Source organism: Nocardia sp. XZ_19_385, from assembly GCF_015355755.1.
Lineage (GTDB): Bacteria > Actinomycetota > Actinomycetes > Mycobacteriales > Mycobacteriaceae > Nocardia.
The window spans coordinates 1,345,625-1,360,131 of the sequence record NZ_JACVEE010000001.1 but is presented as its reverse complement, the minus strand read 5'-3'; the positions used below and the strand labels follow the sequence as shown (position 1 = coordinate 1,360,131).

The window sequence follows — 14,507 nt, the reverse complement described above, 5'->3', positions numbered from 1 at the left end:
CGCCTCGAGCAGCGGCGTCGCGGGAGGTGTGCTGTGACAGCCGGGATCACGCCGATCGCGGTGGTCGGGCCGACCGCCACCGGCAAGTCCGATCTGGGCCTGGAGCTGGCGGAGCGGTTGGGTGGGGAGATCGTCAACATCGATGCGATGCAGCTCTACCGCGGCATGGACATCGGAACCGCGAAACTTCCTGTGGCGCAACGGCGGGGGATTCCGCACCATCAACTCGATGTGCTGGACGTGACCGAATACGCGACCGTCGCCGCCTACCAGTCCGCCGCGATCGCCGACGTCGAGGCGATCATGGCGCGCGGTCATGTCCCGGTGATCGTCGGCGGCTCGATGATGTATGTCCAAGCGCTACTGGACAATTGGGAGTTCCCGGCGACCGACCCGGAGGTCCGGGCGCGCTGGGAGGCGTTCCTGGCCGAACACGGCGTCGCCGCGGTGCACGAGGAGCTGAAGAAGGCCGATCCCGCTGCCGCCGCGACGATTCTGCCCACCGACGGCCGCCGCATGGTGCGCGCCCTCGAGGTGGTCGAACTCACCGGCCGGCCGTTCGCGGCGTCGGCCCCTGTCATCGGCGAACCCCGTTGGGGGACAACGATCATCGGCGTGGACCGCGACACGGCCGAACTCGACGCCCGGATCGAACTGCGCACCGCGCTGATGTTCGACTCCGGCCTCGTCGATGAGGTCCAAGGTCTGATCGGCAAGGGTCTGCGCGACGGTGTCACCGCACGCCGCGCCATCGGCTACGCCCAGGTCCTGGCCTACCTGGACGGCGAATACGACCTGGCCGAGGCGCGGGAGCGCACCCTGATCGGCACCCGGCGTTACGTCCGGCGGCAACGCTCCTGGTTCCGCCGGGATCCGCGGGTGCGCTGGGTGGACGGCGCCGATCCGGATCTGGTCGCGACCGCGCTCGCCGTCCTGGAAACGCCCGAATCATTCAGTACGACAACATCTCTCGCCGCCCCGGCTGGACGTGGCCCGCGCGCCGCCGACCGGCTCGACCCGACGGAACGGACAGTGCAGTGACCCAGAACTCTCGGCACCGGCCGGGCCGCTCCGAGGACAACGGCGGCAGGCGAGTGAGCACCCGCAACGCCTCGGTCCAGGTCTGGCAGGCGTATCTGACCAATCGCAACACCAGGAACCGCGACTCCCGCTTCCTGGTGCATGGCGTGCGCCCGATCACTCAGGCCATCGCCAACGACTGGCCGCTGGAAACGCTGCTGTACCGTCTCGGCACCCCCGAATTGTCCAGCTGGGCAAGGGAATTGCTCGACACCACCGACGTTCCGTGCGTCGGACTGGTCCCGGAACTGATGGCCGAACTCGGCGAGAAGTCCACGGGCACACCGGAAGTGGTGGCCGTCGCGGAGTCCCGGCAGGACAGCCTCGAGACCTTCGAACCCGGCGAGCCGGGAGATTTCCCGATCATCGTGGTATTCGATCGCCCCAACTCACCCGGCAACCTCGGCACCCTGATCCGCTCGGCCGACGCGTTCGGCGCGAGCGGCGTGATCGTCACCGGCCACGGCGCCGACCAGTACGACCCGCAGGCCGTACGCGCCTCCACCGGTTCACTTTTCGCGATGCCGGTGCTCCGGGCCGCGGGCGCCGCGCAGGTCGTCGCCTTCCGAGACCGGCAGATCCAGCGCGGCATCCCCACCCGCATCGTCGGCACCGACGAGCACGGCACGCACGCGATCTACGACCAGGATTTCACCGAGGCCACCATCCTGGTGGTCGGCAACGAGACCAGCGGGATGAGCCAGGCGTGGCTGGAAGCCTGCGACGACCTGTTATCCATCCCGATGGGCGGCACCGCCAGCTCGCTGGGCGCGCCGTCGGCGGGCGCGGTCGCCCTGTACGAAATTTCCCGGCAACGCCGGACGTTTGCCAGATGAGAAGCGAGGAGACGAGGAACGTGGCCGACATCGAGTTCAGCAAGGGACACGGCACCCAGAACGATTTCGTGGTGCTGCCGGACCTTGATGTCCGCCTCGACCTGACCGTCGATCGCGTCACCGCCCTCTGCGACCGGCAGCGCGGCATCGGCGCGGACGGTGTGCTGCGGGTGGCCCGCGCCGGCGCCTTGCTGGACGCGGGCGTGCTCACCGAGATCCCCGACGGTATCGCCGCCGACGACTGGTTCATGGACTACCGCAACGCCGACGGCTCCATCGCCGAGATGTGCGGCAACGGCGTCCGGGTATTCGCCCACTACTTGGCCGCCAAGGGCCTGGAAACCCGCGACCGGTACGTGGTCGGCAGCCGCGGCGGCGCTCGCCCGGTCATCGTGCACGCGGCCGGCCCGGTCGACGGCGAGGTCACCGTCGCCATGGGACACGTCCGCGAACTCGGCCCCTCCACCGCCACCATCGCCGGCGGCGCCTACCCCGGCATCGGCATCGACGTCGGCAACCCGCACCTGGCCTGCGTCGACCCGAACCTGACCGCCGAAGCGCTGACCAAACTCGACCTCTCGGTCTCCCCGGGCTTCGACCCCGAACTCTTCCCGCACGGCGTCAACGTCGAAATCCTCACCCCACTGGACGCCGACGGCGCGGTGGACATGCGCGTCTACGAACGCGGCGTCGGCGAAACCCGTTCCTGCGGAACCGGAACCGTAGCCACCGCAGCCGCCGCACTGGTGCACCAGGGCTTCGACATCCAGGAAGACACCGGCCAGGTACTCGTGCGCGTCCCCGGCGGCCAGGTCACGGTCGCGCTCGCGAACGGCGCGGCCACGCTGCGCGGCCCGTCCGTACTCGTAGCGACCGGTCACCTCGCGGCGGCGTGGTGGGACAGCCTCTGACGCGTCTCCGCTAACGAATCACCGCCCACGACCGACGAATGGAGTGGGGCGGCAAGCGATTGCCGGGGCTCGAACAGTACGTGCACCACACCTTCTGGGAAGGAACACGCCATGTCCAGCCGATCCGCACTTCTCGCTTGTTCTGCCGCCGCACTGGCCGCGGGCCTCTGCGCCACCGCCGCACCGGCCACCGCCGACGGCGACCTCGACAATTACACCCCGGTGAACCCGGCCGACTATCTCGTCTCGGATCCCGCCTACAGAGGCACCGCTTTCTTCAAAACGCCAGACGGCCGCCACTGCGCCATCTACTGGAACAACGGCTACACCGGCTGCGACGCGGTCTCCCTCGACGCACCTCCCGGCACCAACCAACTGCGCGTCGCGCGCTGGGAAGCCGCCAACTTCGTCTACTCGGCCGAGCAGACCTTCACGCACCCCGACGCCAAAGTGCTCCCCGAGGGCCACAAGATCACCCACGACCAAACCACCTGCGGCATCGGCTATCAGGGCACCGTCAACTGCGAGGTCGTCGACCACGGCTTCGTCCTGTCGGCGGTCTACAGCGTGCTGCACTGATCGACAAGAGCGGTAGCCACAGCGGAACCGCGGACCGGAACGTGGTCTGCGGTTCTGCTGGGTGTTCTACCCGGCGTTCATCCTGCCGGTGCTTTTGATGCTCAACTGGATCAAGTCGATGACCGATTCCGCCGACCGCGCCTAGCGGTAGCGAAAATGGGTCGCGGACCGGGTGCGTCGGCGGTACGGTGAGCGCATGTACGGGGAATTCGCAACACTCACCTAGTCGCACGCGCTGTCGCGTTTCGATGAAACGCGCAGGCCGGAACGGGAATCCCAACCGCCCGCGGCCGCTATGCGCTCATCCGGCACCGGACGTCGGTCCGAACCTGGCCATGCCCCGTCGCGTTGACAACGCCGCATCGCCTCGCCCATGCCGCGTGCGCATTCACCAGCCAGCACAAACATCAAGATCATCAGGCCCTGACGGCGGTCGCCACTCGCTAGATACCGCCATCAGGTCCTGTTGATCTTGCAAAACTGACACTCAGTGGCTCGTCGCAGGACGCGCCGCGAATAATCGGTATGCACCACGGCGTGGCAACGTGGCAGCATGGAGGGCGTATGACGAACTCAGAGACTTTTGACATGGCTCAGGCCGACGGGGCGGATTCCGCCGACGAGGCCGCGAGCAGCGCGGATTCCCGCGATGTAGTCGCCGAACACGCTGCCCGGATGGCCGCGCGTGCGGAGCGACTGAAGGGCACCGCCCATTCCGGGTGGGCCAGTGAACCCGCCGGTCACGATCCGACGATCGGTGAAATGCAGGTCGAGGAGCGCAGTTCGCTGCGCCGTGTCGCCGGCCTGTCCACCGAACTCACCGACATCACCGAGGTCGAATACCGGCAGCTGCGCCTGGAGCGCGTCGTGCTGGTCGGTGTCTGGACCACCGGCACCGCCGCGCAGGCCGACGCGAGCATGGCCGAACTGGCGCTGCTCGCCGAAACGGCAGGTTCGGAGGTGCTGGAGGCGCTGATCCAGCGCCGCGACAAGCCGGACCCGGCCACCTACATCGGTTCCGGCAAGGCCGACGAACTGCGCGCCGTGGTTCTCGACAGCGGCGCCGACACGGTGATCTGCGACGGTGAACTGACACCGGCCCAGCTCACCGCGCTGGAGAAGGTCGTCAAGGTCAAGGTGATCGACCGGACCGCCCTGATCCTGGACATCTTCGCTCAGCACGCCACCTCCAGCGAGGGCAAGGCGCAGGTCGCGCTCGCCCAGATGGAATACATGCTGCCGCGTTTGCGCGGCTGGGGTGAGTCCATGTCCCGGCAGGCCGGTGGTCGCGCGGGCGGCAACGGTGGCGGGGTGGGTCTGCGTGGTCCCGGTGAGACCAAGATCGAAACCGATCGCCGTCGCATCCGTGAGCGAATGGCCAAGTTGCGCCGCGAGATTCGCGAGATGAAGACCGCGCGTGACACCAAGCGGGCGCGCCGCACCGGCAGCGGTATTCCGGCGGTCGCGATCGTCGGCTACACCAACGCGGGCAAGTCGAGCCTGATGAACAGCCTCACCGGCGCCGGACTGCTGGTGCAGGACGCGCTGTTCGCCACCCTCGACCCGACCACCCGCCGGGCCGCGTTGGACGACGGCCGCGAGGTCGTCTTCACCGACACCGTCGGGTTCGTGCGGCACCTGCCGACCCAGCTCGTCGAGGCCTTCCGCTCCACCTTGGAGGAGGTGACCGGCGCCGACCTGCTGCTGCACGTCGTCGACGGATCCGATCCGCTGCCCGCGGGCCAGATCATGGCGGTCCGCGAGGTGATCACCGACGTGATCAAGGAGCAGGGCACCGTCGCGCCGCCGGAACTGCTGGTGGTCAACAAGATCGACAACGCGAGCCCGACCGAGCTGACCCACCTGCGCGCCATGCTCCCCGACGCGGTGTTCGTCTCCGCGCGCACCGGAGCCGGCCTGCAGGAACTGCGCGACCGGCTCGCCGAGGTGCTCGGCGGCCTCGACGTGGAGATCAGCGTCCTGCTGCCCTACACCCGAGGCGACCTGATGGCCCGCATCCACGCCGACGGCCGGATCATCGACTCCACCCACGAAGAGGGTGGAACCCGAGTCCATGCCCGCGTGCCGCACTCCTTGGCCGCGGCGCTGTCGGAGTACGCGCACGCCTCCACCAACGGAGCGGACCCCGACCCGGAGTAACCCACGGCGAGTGGCATTTTCGTGCACTGACCCGCGCTGCTGGAGCCGCATGATCGTCGGCTCGAACGCTGGAAAGTGCACGAAAATGCCACTGCTTCCGTGGAACTCACGGGTGGCCTGGCAGCCGGTGGCCCCGCCACAACATGCTGTCCGGTGACCTCACCCGCGCGGTAGAGCCGGATTCGTCAGCAAGCTCTGCGGCGAATTGCCAAGGCTTAGGAAGTTTCATGGTGACGTCGCCGGATTAATCTGGGCGGCTCGTTCTTGGGACTGTGTGATCGTTTATCGGGTGGCGCTGACTTCATAAAGTGCGGTGCCAGGTGCGTCGGCGAACGTTGGCCTTACACCTCCTGGCCACCTCACCAGCGCGAGCACGGTGGTGAGTTTGTGGGCGGCCAGCGTGTGGTCGCCAAGGAGCTTTCCCAGCCGAATTTGTCCTTCAGAGGGTGTGTCCGTGCCCTTGGCGGCTGGCTGAATTCACGGTCTTCAACCACACCCGTGCGATCGCTCTGAGTGGGGCGATCGCCGTGCGTCGCGGCGTGTGCGTGTGCGGTCCTTCGATCGAGGTGGGCGGGCAGGGCGGCGCGCTATTCGGCTCGTCGTGAGCCAATTCGTCTGCGCAGCCGTTCGTTGTTAGGTGGCGGTTGTGGTTAGCAGCGGGCTACTGCCGATCAGACACGGGCGGTCCTCCCTCCTCCGTCGGCACCCCAGGTGTCCGGCCCCGCGAATTCAGATGCGCGACACTGCTCTTCCGTCGCCCATCAGGCCGGTGCCACGCCTGGGCAGCTATCGATGTCACAACCGCATCGGGTTTCAAGCCCTCCTGTCGGGTACCCGACACCTATAACCCGTTGCAGTCACATGCGGTAATCTGTGGCGCACAGGGCCGTATCTATCTGCGGCGCAGGGGAAATCATTCCAATACGACGATGTGCTGGGATCCGACATTCGATGGGGACACCGATGCCTGAATCCTTGCCTGTTAAGGCAGCTCTTTCCGATGGGGCTCCGCTCGAAGTGCAGTTGAGCGAGACCGACAAACTTGTGATCGACGCGATCACCGCGCCCACACGCGCCTGGACCAGTCCGCGTTTCTACGGTCTGGACAACATTCCCGCCGACGGCCCGGTGCTGCTGGTCGGTAACCACACGCTGATGGGCGGCATGGACGCGCCGCTGCTACTGCCCGAAGTGCTGCGCCGTCGCGGCCGGCTGCTGCGCGGGCTCGCCGAGGACGTGCTGATCGCGGTCCCGGGTCTGCGGGACTTCCTGCACCACTTCGGAATCGTGCGCGGCAATCGCCGCAACTGCATGGCGCTGCTGCAGCGCGGCGAGGCGCTGATCGTTTTTCCAGGTGGCGGCCGTGAGGCGGTCGGCCGCAAGGCGGAGCAGAAGTATGTCCTGGATTGGCAGGGCCGCACCGGTTTCGCGCGGATGGCGATCGAGGCGGGTGCGACGATCGTGCCGATCGCGATGATCGGCGGCGACGACGTGTACGACATCGTCTTCGACGGGCAGCATCCGATGATGAGCCCGCTGCGCAAAGTGGTCGAGGCGGTCGGGTTGAAGTCCAACCTCACGCCGCCGCTGATCCGCGGACTCGGACCCACACTGATCCCGCGTCCGGAGCGGTTCTACTTCTCCGCGGGCGCGCCGATCGACCCGGAACCGTGGCGCGACGAGGACAACCTCGACGCTGCCGCGCGCGAGCTGCGGGACGTGGTGCGCAAGGCGCTGGAGGAAGAGATCAAGTTCTTGCTCGCCGAGCGGGACCGGGATCCGGGTCGGACGCTGGGCGGCCGTCTCCGCCAGCTGTTGCCCGTCTAGTCCGGGAACCGCTCTCGAATCGGCCCGGCCGGGCCGATTCGGGCGAAAGCCCACCGGATCGCGCCGCGAGAAACGTGACCCCCGTCGCACTTTCGCAGCCAGCCTGTGGGTTCAGCCAACTGGGTTGTGCCGCCGAAGCATCCACCGAGCACGGCTTCGGCGAAGTGTTACGCCTGCCGCCTGACGGTCCACTGAGAATTGACTGAGCAATCTCTCAGCAATCGTTCCGTACGGTTATCGCCATGGCTTGGATCAGGAAGAAATCGGCGGTACTTGCAGGTGCGGTGGCAGTGGCATGCGGCGTGAGCGTCGCTTCGGCCGGAGCTGTGACCGCCGCGACCCCGATGGACCCGATCATCGCCTCCGGCCAGCTGCTGGCCTCCCCGCAGTCCGCGGACGGCTCGCGCATCGCCGGCTACGACATCAAAGACGACCGCAACCTGGAGCTCCAGGTCTACTCGGCCGCGATGGGCAAGAACATCGAGGTCGACGTCCAGCGACCGAACGACGCCTCGGCGCCCCGCCCGACGCTGTATCTACTCGCCGGCGCGGGCGGTGGTGAGGACAAGGCGACCTGGGAAGCGCAGACCGACGTCCCGCAGTTCCTCGCCGGCCAGGACGTGAACCTCATCCAGCCGGTCGGCGGCAAGTTCAGCTACTACACCGACTGGATCAAGGACGACCCGGAACTCGGCGCCAACAAGTGGAAGACCTTCTTCACCGAAGAGTTGCCACCGCTGGTCGACGCGGCGCTGGGGACCAACGGCGCCAACGCTATTGCGGGCCTGTCGATGTCGGGCACCTCGGTACTGCAACTGGCCGAGGCGAAGCCGGGCTTGTTCAAGTCGGTCGCCGCCTACAGTGGCGCCGCTCAGATCAGCGACCCCGTCGGCTACGACTTCGTCAGCACCGTGGTGCGCGCCGGTGGCGGCAACCCCGACAACATGTACGGCCCCAAGGGCGACCCGATGTGGGCCGAGAACGACCCGCTGCTCCACGCCGAGCGGCTGCGAGGCACTGACCTGTTCATCTCCAGTGGTTCCGGTTTGCCCGGCCCCTGGGACACCCTCGACGGCGAGCACGCCCTGCCCGGCCCGGGCGGTCTGGCCAACCAGGTCACCCTCGGCGGCGCGCTGGAAGGCGCGACCAACTGGGGTTCGCACAACCTGCAGAACCGGCTGAACGAACTCGGCATCCCCGCCACCTACGACTTCACCCCCGTCGGCACGCATTCGTGGGGCTATTGGGAGGACTCGTTCATGAAGTCCTGGCCGGTCCTGGCGCGCGGCATGGGACTGTCTGCCTGATTCGCTCTTCCCACTTCAATTGCTCCATCTGCACGCTTGACGACCAGGTGGGGCATTTGTTCGGCCCCCAGAAGTGAACTGCGGTTCTCATTCGGGGTACCGTAGGTGGCACGACGGGTCGGTGTGGACCGCCCGGGTGTGGTCACTAGGAGGTTGGTGTGGAGCGCACACTGTTCGAGCCCGAACACGATTTGTTCCGGGAGTCGTTCCGCAAGTTTCTCGATCAGCATGTCGCCCCGAACCACGCGAAGTGGGAAGAGCAGGGCATCGTCGACCGCGGCGTCTGGCTGGAAGCGGGTAAGCAGGGCTTCCTCGGCATGGCCGTGCCGGAGGAGTTCGGCGGCGGCGGGGTCAAGGACTTCCGCTACAACGCCATCGTCACCGAGGAGACCGTGAACGGTCAGTACTCGGGCCTCGGCTTCACCCTGCACAACGACGTCATCGCGCCGTACCTGCTGGAACTGGCCAACGACGAGCAGAAGCAGCGCTGGCTGCCCGGTTTCTGTTCCGGTGAGATCGTCACCGCCATCGCCATGACCGAACCCGGCACCGGTTCCGACCTGCAGGGCATCAAGACCCGCGCGGTCAAAGACGGTGACGACTGGATCCTCAACGGCGCCAAGACCTTCATCACCAACGGCATCAACGCCGACATCGTCATCGTGGTCGCCCAGACCGACCCCGAAAAGGGCGCGATGGGCTTCAGCCTGCTCGTCGTCGAACGCGGCATGCCCGGCTTCGAACGCGGCGCCAACCTCGACAAGCTGGGCCTCAAAGCTCAAGACACCGCGGAACTTTCGTTCACCGACGTCCGCGTCCCCGGCAAGAACCTGCTCGGCACCGAAGGCATGGGCTTCATCCACCTCATGCAGAACCTGCCCCAGGAGCGCCTGTCCATCGCCGTCATGGCCGCCGGCGCCATGGAAGCCTGCCTGGACATGACCATCCAGTACGTGCGCGACCGCAAAGCCTTCGGCAAACCCATTGGCGCCCTGCAGAATACGCGTTTCGTCCTCGCCGAACTCGCCACCAAGACCACCGCGGTGCGCCTGATGGTCGACCGCTTCATCGAAGACCTGAACGCCGGCAAGCTCTCCGTCGAAGACGCCGCCATGGCCAAATGGTGGAGCACCGAAGAGCAGGTCGACCTCATCGACCGTTGCCTCCAGCTCCACGGCGGCTACGGATACATGAAGGAATACCCGATCGCCAAGGCCTACATGGACGCTCGCGTCCAGACGATCTACGGCGGGACCACCGAGATCATGAAGGAAATCATCGGCCGCTCGCTGAAGTTGAGCTGAGCGCAGGGGTTTCACCAACGGCCGCACGGGTTACCGTGCGGCCGTTGGTGTTTCAGCTTGAAGCCCGGACGATCACCCGCATGCTCCGGCCTGCTCGTCGGATTTCTGGAACGACAACGTGGTGAGCCCTGACGTTTGTCGACAAGATCCGAGGCCAGCCGACCATCCCACACGATTGGGTGGGCGCGCTTCTGTGGGAATTACAAGATCAGCAGGCTCTCATGGCGGTATCGCGCGAGTACCCGCAGCCACCAAGGCCTGTTGATCTTGGTGCACTTTGGAAGGGTCCCGGGTCGCGGGAGTGGGAAAGGCGCCCGCACCTGTTGGGTGCGGGCGCCTTTGGTGTTGTTGTTGCTAGAGGCTGGCGCCGAGGAGGCCGCCGGCCACGCCACCCGCGACAGCGCCGCCCACGGCGAACGGGATGCCGACGGCGGCAGCACCCGCGACACCGCCGATGACGCCGCCGACAGTGCCGCCCACGGTGATGGCAATGACGGGGTTCGGAATCCAGACGGGGATCGAGGCGACGGTGCCAATGAAGGTGCCGGCCGCTGCGCCCGCGACCCCGCCGACGATGGCGGCCGGGACGCCGACCCCGACTGCGCCGAGGGCAGCGCCGGCGACGACGCCGGCGGCGATCTTGTCGGCACGGCTCGGGTCGATGCCGATGGACTGGCCGCCGGTGGCGATCGCGGCTTCGATGTTCGCGGCGGTGGTGTTCACCGGGTCGAGGAGGTTGTCGGGGACGTCGTCCGGGACCGGCTGGGTGTAGTCGCCGAGGCGGAGGGTGCGCGGCGGCGGGGCGATCGGGGTGACCGGGGCGACCGGGGTCGGCAGGTGCAGTTCCTGCACGTCGATCGGCGGAGCCTGGGTGGGGGCCGGGATCGGGCGGCGGTTCTCCGGGACGGCGTAATTGATCGGCGGGCGCGGCGGTTCGGTGGTGATGCCTGGCTGAACCGGGGTGGGGCGGGAGGTCGCGGGGTCGGGGATCGCGGTGCTCACGCCCGGCTGCAGTGCGGAGTATCGGGGAGCCTGGCGGTCGACAGTCGAGGGAGCTGCCGGGCTCGGAGACGGTTGGGTGGGCGCCTGGAGGGTGGGCGACTGCGGCGTGGCCGGCTGGGAGACCGCCGAGCTGGGGGTCGGCGCGGGGGCCGCCTGCTGCGGGTCGGCGGTGCTGGAACAGGCGACGGCCAGCGCGAGGGGGAGCGCTCCGGCGACCAGGGGACGGATGGCGCGCCGCGACGCGCCGGACTTAACTTCTCGATGCCGAATCACGTCGAAAAACCTCACCAGGATTGATAGTTGAATCAGGTCGGCCGGGAAGGCGGCCGCTCGCCCGGTGATATTAGCTGTAAGAAAGCTGAGTAACGCAACCTGGGTTGCAATGCCCACATCGTGGAACCGGAGGCCGTGCTGATGCGTCGAGACCAGCGCTGATTCGTGACTTCGCTTCGGAAATGAACCGCTCCGATCGGAGCGGTTCGGCTGGCTAGAGATTTGCTTGCGGGAGTAAAGGCGCCCGGCTGGCAGCGGAAAGCACCTTCTTCGAACTGCTAGAAACTGCGCTATCGAGATGCCAGAATTGGGATATGCGTATCAATGCATGGACTCGCTGGCTCCCGAGCGCGGGAGCGAGGGCTGGTGCATGCGGGACCGAGGGTTGCAGCAAAAGCGCAATGACACCAGCCGGATCCACCTTCGGGCTCGAGCCGACGCCATGAGGCGGCGGACTCAAAGCGGTCGGTCCGCGAAGTTCAGAGGACTACGACGAAGGTGTTCATCCCACGCTCGCGATGTCCGCCCACCGAGCACCAGAACTGATAGACGCCGGGCTGCAGGGTGACCGTGAGCTCGGACATCCCGCCGGAGTCGACGACCGCGGTCCGGCCGATCTCCATTCCGGTCAGGGTGGAGATGACCAGGTCGTGGGGTGCGCGACCGGTGTTGTTGGTGGCGAAGGTGTAAGTCCCGGGCCGCAGCCACATGGGTACGGCGACGGAGAATTCGTATTCGTCGATGGTGAGCCGGGTCCCGTCGTGCACGGCGTGTACACCGGATGGTTCGGGTGGAGCGGCCGCGGACTGTGGCGCGGCCAGTATTGCCAAGCTGGAGACAGCGGCCAGGGCGCCTACCGTGTACCGCCTCGTCGTTGATGTCATCGCCCGCCTCCTAGGGGTGCAGGGGCGTAGAGGATTCGCGTTGCGCGGTCTCATTTCGGAGCCTACGCCGGTTGATCCGAAGTCGGAACGGGTTCGATCGGGCTGTGGAATTCGCTGAGTTCGCCGCAGTTCAGTCCGTCGGGTGCGGTTGATCAGGAACGCACTGGCACGGTCTGCGCGTGCTGCTCCGCAGTAGCCTCCGATTAGCTGAAAAACCTTGACTGCGAATGCAATTCGGGGCGGCTCTACATCGCGTCGGCCGCCGTCATCGATCGTCGAGCGATCGGTGACCTCTGTCTCGAAAGCTAGCCTGGAAGTAACCGTCCCCATTGCGCTCTCACTCAGGTTAGGCTAACTTTACCGACGCATGCCGGGTGATAGCCAGGTAAGCGCGGACTGTCGAACCAGAGTTAGGAACAGGTAAAGCACGATGAGGATGAGGGAATTCGCTGCGGCGTCGATGATTACGGTGGCCGCCCTGACGGTCGCGGGCGGCACCGCCGGCGCCGCACCGGCCCCGGCCGCACCGCAGGGCGGGTTCACCGTGCCGATCGTGCCGGGCGTCGTCAACTACACCACCAACAATGACGGCAACTCCGCCGTCGTCACCACCGACGCGGGCAGCCTGGTGGTCAAGGACGGCCAGTTCCAGATCCTTTCCCCCACAGGCGATATCGTCGGCGGCGTGCCGCTCGAGGTGAACGTCGACGACATCGTCTACCCGGTCAGCGCCACCATCGAGGGCAACAAGGCCACCCTGAAGCCGGTCCTGGAGGGCGCCTACTACCGCCCGGCCGCCTTCGCGCCCAAGGAGGTCTCCAACAAGGCCGCCGAGCAGCGTGAGTCGGCTGCCTGGTCCAAGTTCGGCAGCCGCCTGTCGGTGGGTGCCGCGATCGGCGCGATCGTCGGCGCGATCGGCGCCGGCATCGTCGGCTGTGTTGCCGGTGGTGTGCTCGGCCTCGGCCTGACCCTGCCTGTCGCCCTGCTGCTCGGCGGCGGCCCCATCGCGGGCTGCCTCGCCGGCGCCATGACCCTGGGTCCGCTCGGCGCCATGGCCGGCACCTTCCTCGTCGGTGCCCCCGTCGCGATCGCCGCGGCGATCGAGTACTTCAGCACCGTCAACGCGCCGCTGCCGCCCGCGGAGCCGGCCAAGTAGCGTCGTCTGTAGGTGGTTTCGGCCGGTGCGCCCCTTCGGGGGTGCACCGGCCACAGCCGTTTGGTGACGGAGTAGGAGAGGTCAGTGGTCGAAACACCCACGATCGCAACGGTAACGACCGCGGTGGCGGCACGGCGGACGCTCTGGCTGCTGGTGGGAGTCGGGGTGCTCGCCGCGGCGTGTGTGCTGAGTCTGATGATCGGAGCCCGCGATATCCCGATGGGCACCGCCTGGGATGCGTTGTGGCACTTCGATGGCTCCGACGAGCACGTGGTGGTGCGGTCGCTCCGGGTGCCGCGGACCGTGCTCGCGGTGATCGTCGGTGCGGCGCTGGGGGTTTCGGGTGCGCTGATCCAGGCGATGACCCGCAATCCGCTGGCGGATCCCGGGATCCTGGGCGTCAACTACGGCGCGGGATTCTTTGTGGCGCTGGGTGTCGCGGTGTTCGGGCTGACCAGCGTCTGGTCCTACGTGTGGTTCGCGTTCCTGGGTGCGGCCGTGGTGACCGTGGCGGTGTACGCGCTGGGCTCGATGGGGCGGGGCGGAGCGACGCCGATCCGGCTCACGCTCGCGGGCGTAGCGATCGGGGCGGTACTCCACGGCGTCACGGTGGGGATGATGTTGCTGGACCCCAAGACTTTCGACCAGATGCGCTTCTGGAACGCGGGCACGGTAGCCGGGCGCGGAATGGACATCGTGGGGCCGGTGGCGGTGTTCGTGATGATCGGTCTGGTCGTGGCGATGGTCGTGGCTCGCCCCTTGAACACGGTGGCGCTGGGGGAGGATCTGGCTCGCGCCCTCGGTACCGACATCGTTCGAACCCGGGTGCTCGCCGTTGTCGCTGTCACGCTGCTGTGTGGTGCGGCCACCGCCGCCGCGGGCCCGATCGGCTTCGTGGGCTTGATGATTCCGCATGTCGCGCGCTGGATCGTCGGACCGGATCAACGCTGGATCCTGCCGTACTCCATGGTCGGTGCGCCGATTCTGCTGCTCGTCGCCGACATCATCGGCCGCGTCGTGGTGCGTCCCGACGAACTGGCCGTCGGCATCGTGACCGCCTTCGTCGGCGCACCTGTCCTCATCGCCCTGATCCGTCGCAAGAAAGTGAGTTCCCTGTGAACGTACTGCTGCTCGCCCCGCGAGCATCTGCGCAGATTGCCGGGCGCGCACGTGCAGTGCAGACGCGTG

The 14,507-nt window shown here is 67.2% G+C and carries 12 protein-coding genes; 10 read left to right on the top strand and 2 right to left on the bottom strand.

Going from position 1 to position 14,507, the window contains the following annotated elements; translation table 11 throughout:
- Positions 1-33: 33 nt before the first annotated feature.
- The 8 genes from miaA (at position 34) to IBX22_RS06165 (ending at position 10,004) form a co-directional block, all read left to right on the top strand.
- Positions 34-1,041, top strand: a complete 1,008-nt coding sequence (gene miaA / locus IBX22_RS06200) for a tRNA (adenosine(37)-N6)-dimethylallyltransferase MiaA (RefSeq protein WP_194814389.1) — start codon at positions 34-36, stop codon at positions 1,039-1,041.
- Positions 1,038-1,916 carry a TrmH family RNA methyltransferase gene (locus tag IBX22_RS06195; RefSeq protein WP_309234453.1) on the top strand — a complete coding sequence of 293 codons (879 nt, stop codon included), beginning with the start codon at positions 1,038-1,040 and terminating at the stop codon, positions 1,914-1,916. The genes miaA and IBX22_RS06195 overlap by 4 nt, the downstream gene beginning before the upstream one ends.
- 29 nt (positions 1,917-1,945) lie before the next feature.
- Positions 1,946-2,827 carry a diaminopimelate epimerase gene (gene dapF / locus IBX22_RS06190; protein ID WP_194815616.1) on the top strand — a complete coding sequence of 294 codons (882 nt, stop codon included), beginning with the start codon at positions 1,946-1,948 and terminating at the stop codon, positions 2,825-2,827.
- 111 nt (positions 2,828-2,938) lie between these two features.
- Positions 2,939-3,406 carry a hypothetical protein gene (locus IBX22_RS06185; RefSeq protein ID WP_194814388.1) on the top strand — a complete coding sequence of 156 codons (468 nt, stop codon included), beginning with the start codon at positions 2,939-2,941 and terminating at the stop codon, positions 3,404-3,406.
- Between the two features lie 564 nt (positions 3,407-3,970).
- Entirely contained in the window at positions 3,971-5,566 is a 1,596-nt protein-coding gene (gene hflX, locus IBX22_RS06180) for a GTPase HflX (RefSeq protein ID WP_194814387.1), read from the top strand.
- A 1,017-nt stretch (positions 5,567-6,583) separates the two neighbouring features.
- Entirely contained in the window at positions 6,584-7,393 is an 810-nt protein-coding gene (locus tag IBX22_RS06175) for a lysophospholipid acyltransferase family protein (protein ID WP_309234577.1), read from the top strand.
- Positions 7,394-7,635: 242 nt separating this feature from the next.
- Positions 7,636-8,700: an alpha/beta hydrolase family protein gene (locus tag IBX22_RS06170; protein ID WP_194814385.1), complete on the top strand. Its 1,065-nt coding sequence runs from the start codon at positions 7,636-7,638 to the stop codon at positions 8,698-8,700.
- Positions 8,701-8,858: 158 nt separating this feature from the next.
- Complete coding sequence (locus IBX22_RS06165; RefSeq protein WP_194814384.1) at positions 8,859-10,004, top strand: acyl-CoA dehydrogenase family protein; 1,146 nt, start codon at positions 8,859-8,861, stop codon at positions 10,002-10,004.
- A gap of 354 nt (positions 10,005-10,358) precedes the next feature.
- Here the strand turns inward: IBX22_RS06165 and IBX22_RS38130 are convergent, their stop codons facing one another.
- Together IBX22_RS38130 and IBX22_RS06155 are read right to left on the bottom strand one after the other, a co-directional pair.
- Entirely contained in the window at positions 10,359-11,279 is a 921-nt protein-coding gene (locus IBX22_RS38130) for a hypothetical protein (protein WP_309234452.1), read from the bottom strand.
- Positions 11,280-11,758: 479 nt separating this feature from the next.
- Positions 11,759-12,163 (bottom strand): hypothetical protein, encoded by a 405-nt coding sequence (locus IBX22_RS06155; RefSeq protein ID WP_194814383.1) that lies wholly within the window; start codon positions 12,161-12,163, stop codon positions 11,759-11,761.
- 430 nt (positions 12,164-12,593) lie between these two features.
- Between IBX22_RS06155 and IBX22_RS06150 the strand changes: the two genes are divergently transcribed.
- Positions 12,594-13,319 carry a hypothetical protein gene (locus tag IBX22_RS06150; RefSeq protein WP_194814382.1) on the top strand — a complete coding sequence of 242 codons (726 nt, stop codon included), beginning with the start codon at positions 12,594-12,596 and terminating at the stop codon, positions 13,317-13,319.
- An 84-nt stretch (positions 13,320-13,403) separates the two neighbouring features.
- Positions 13,404-14,438, top strand: a complete 1,035-nt coding sequence (locus tag IBX22_RS06145; protein WP_309234451.1) for an iron chelate uptake ABC transporter family permease subunit — start codon at positions 13,404-13,406, stop codon at positions 14,436-14,438.
- Positions 14,439-14,507 lie beyond the last annotated feature (69 nt).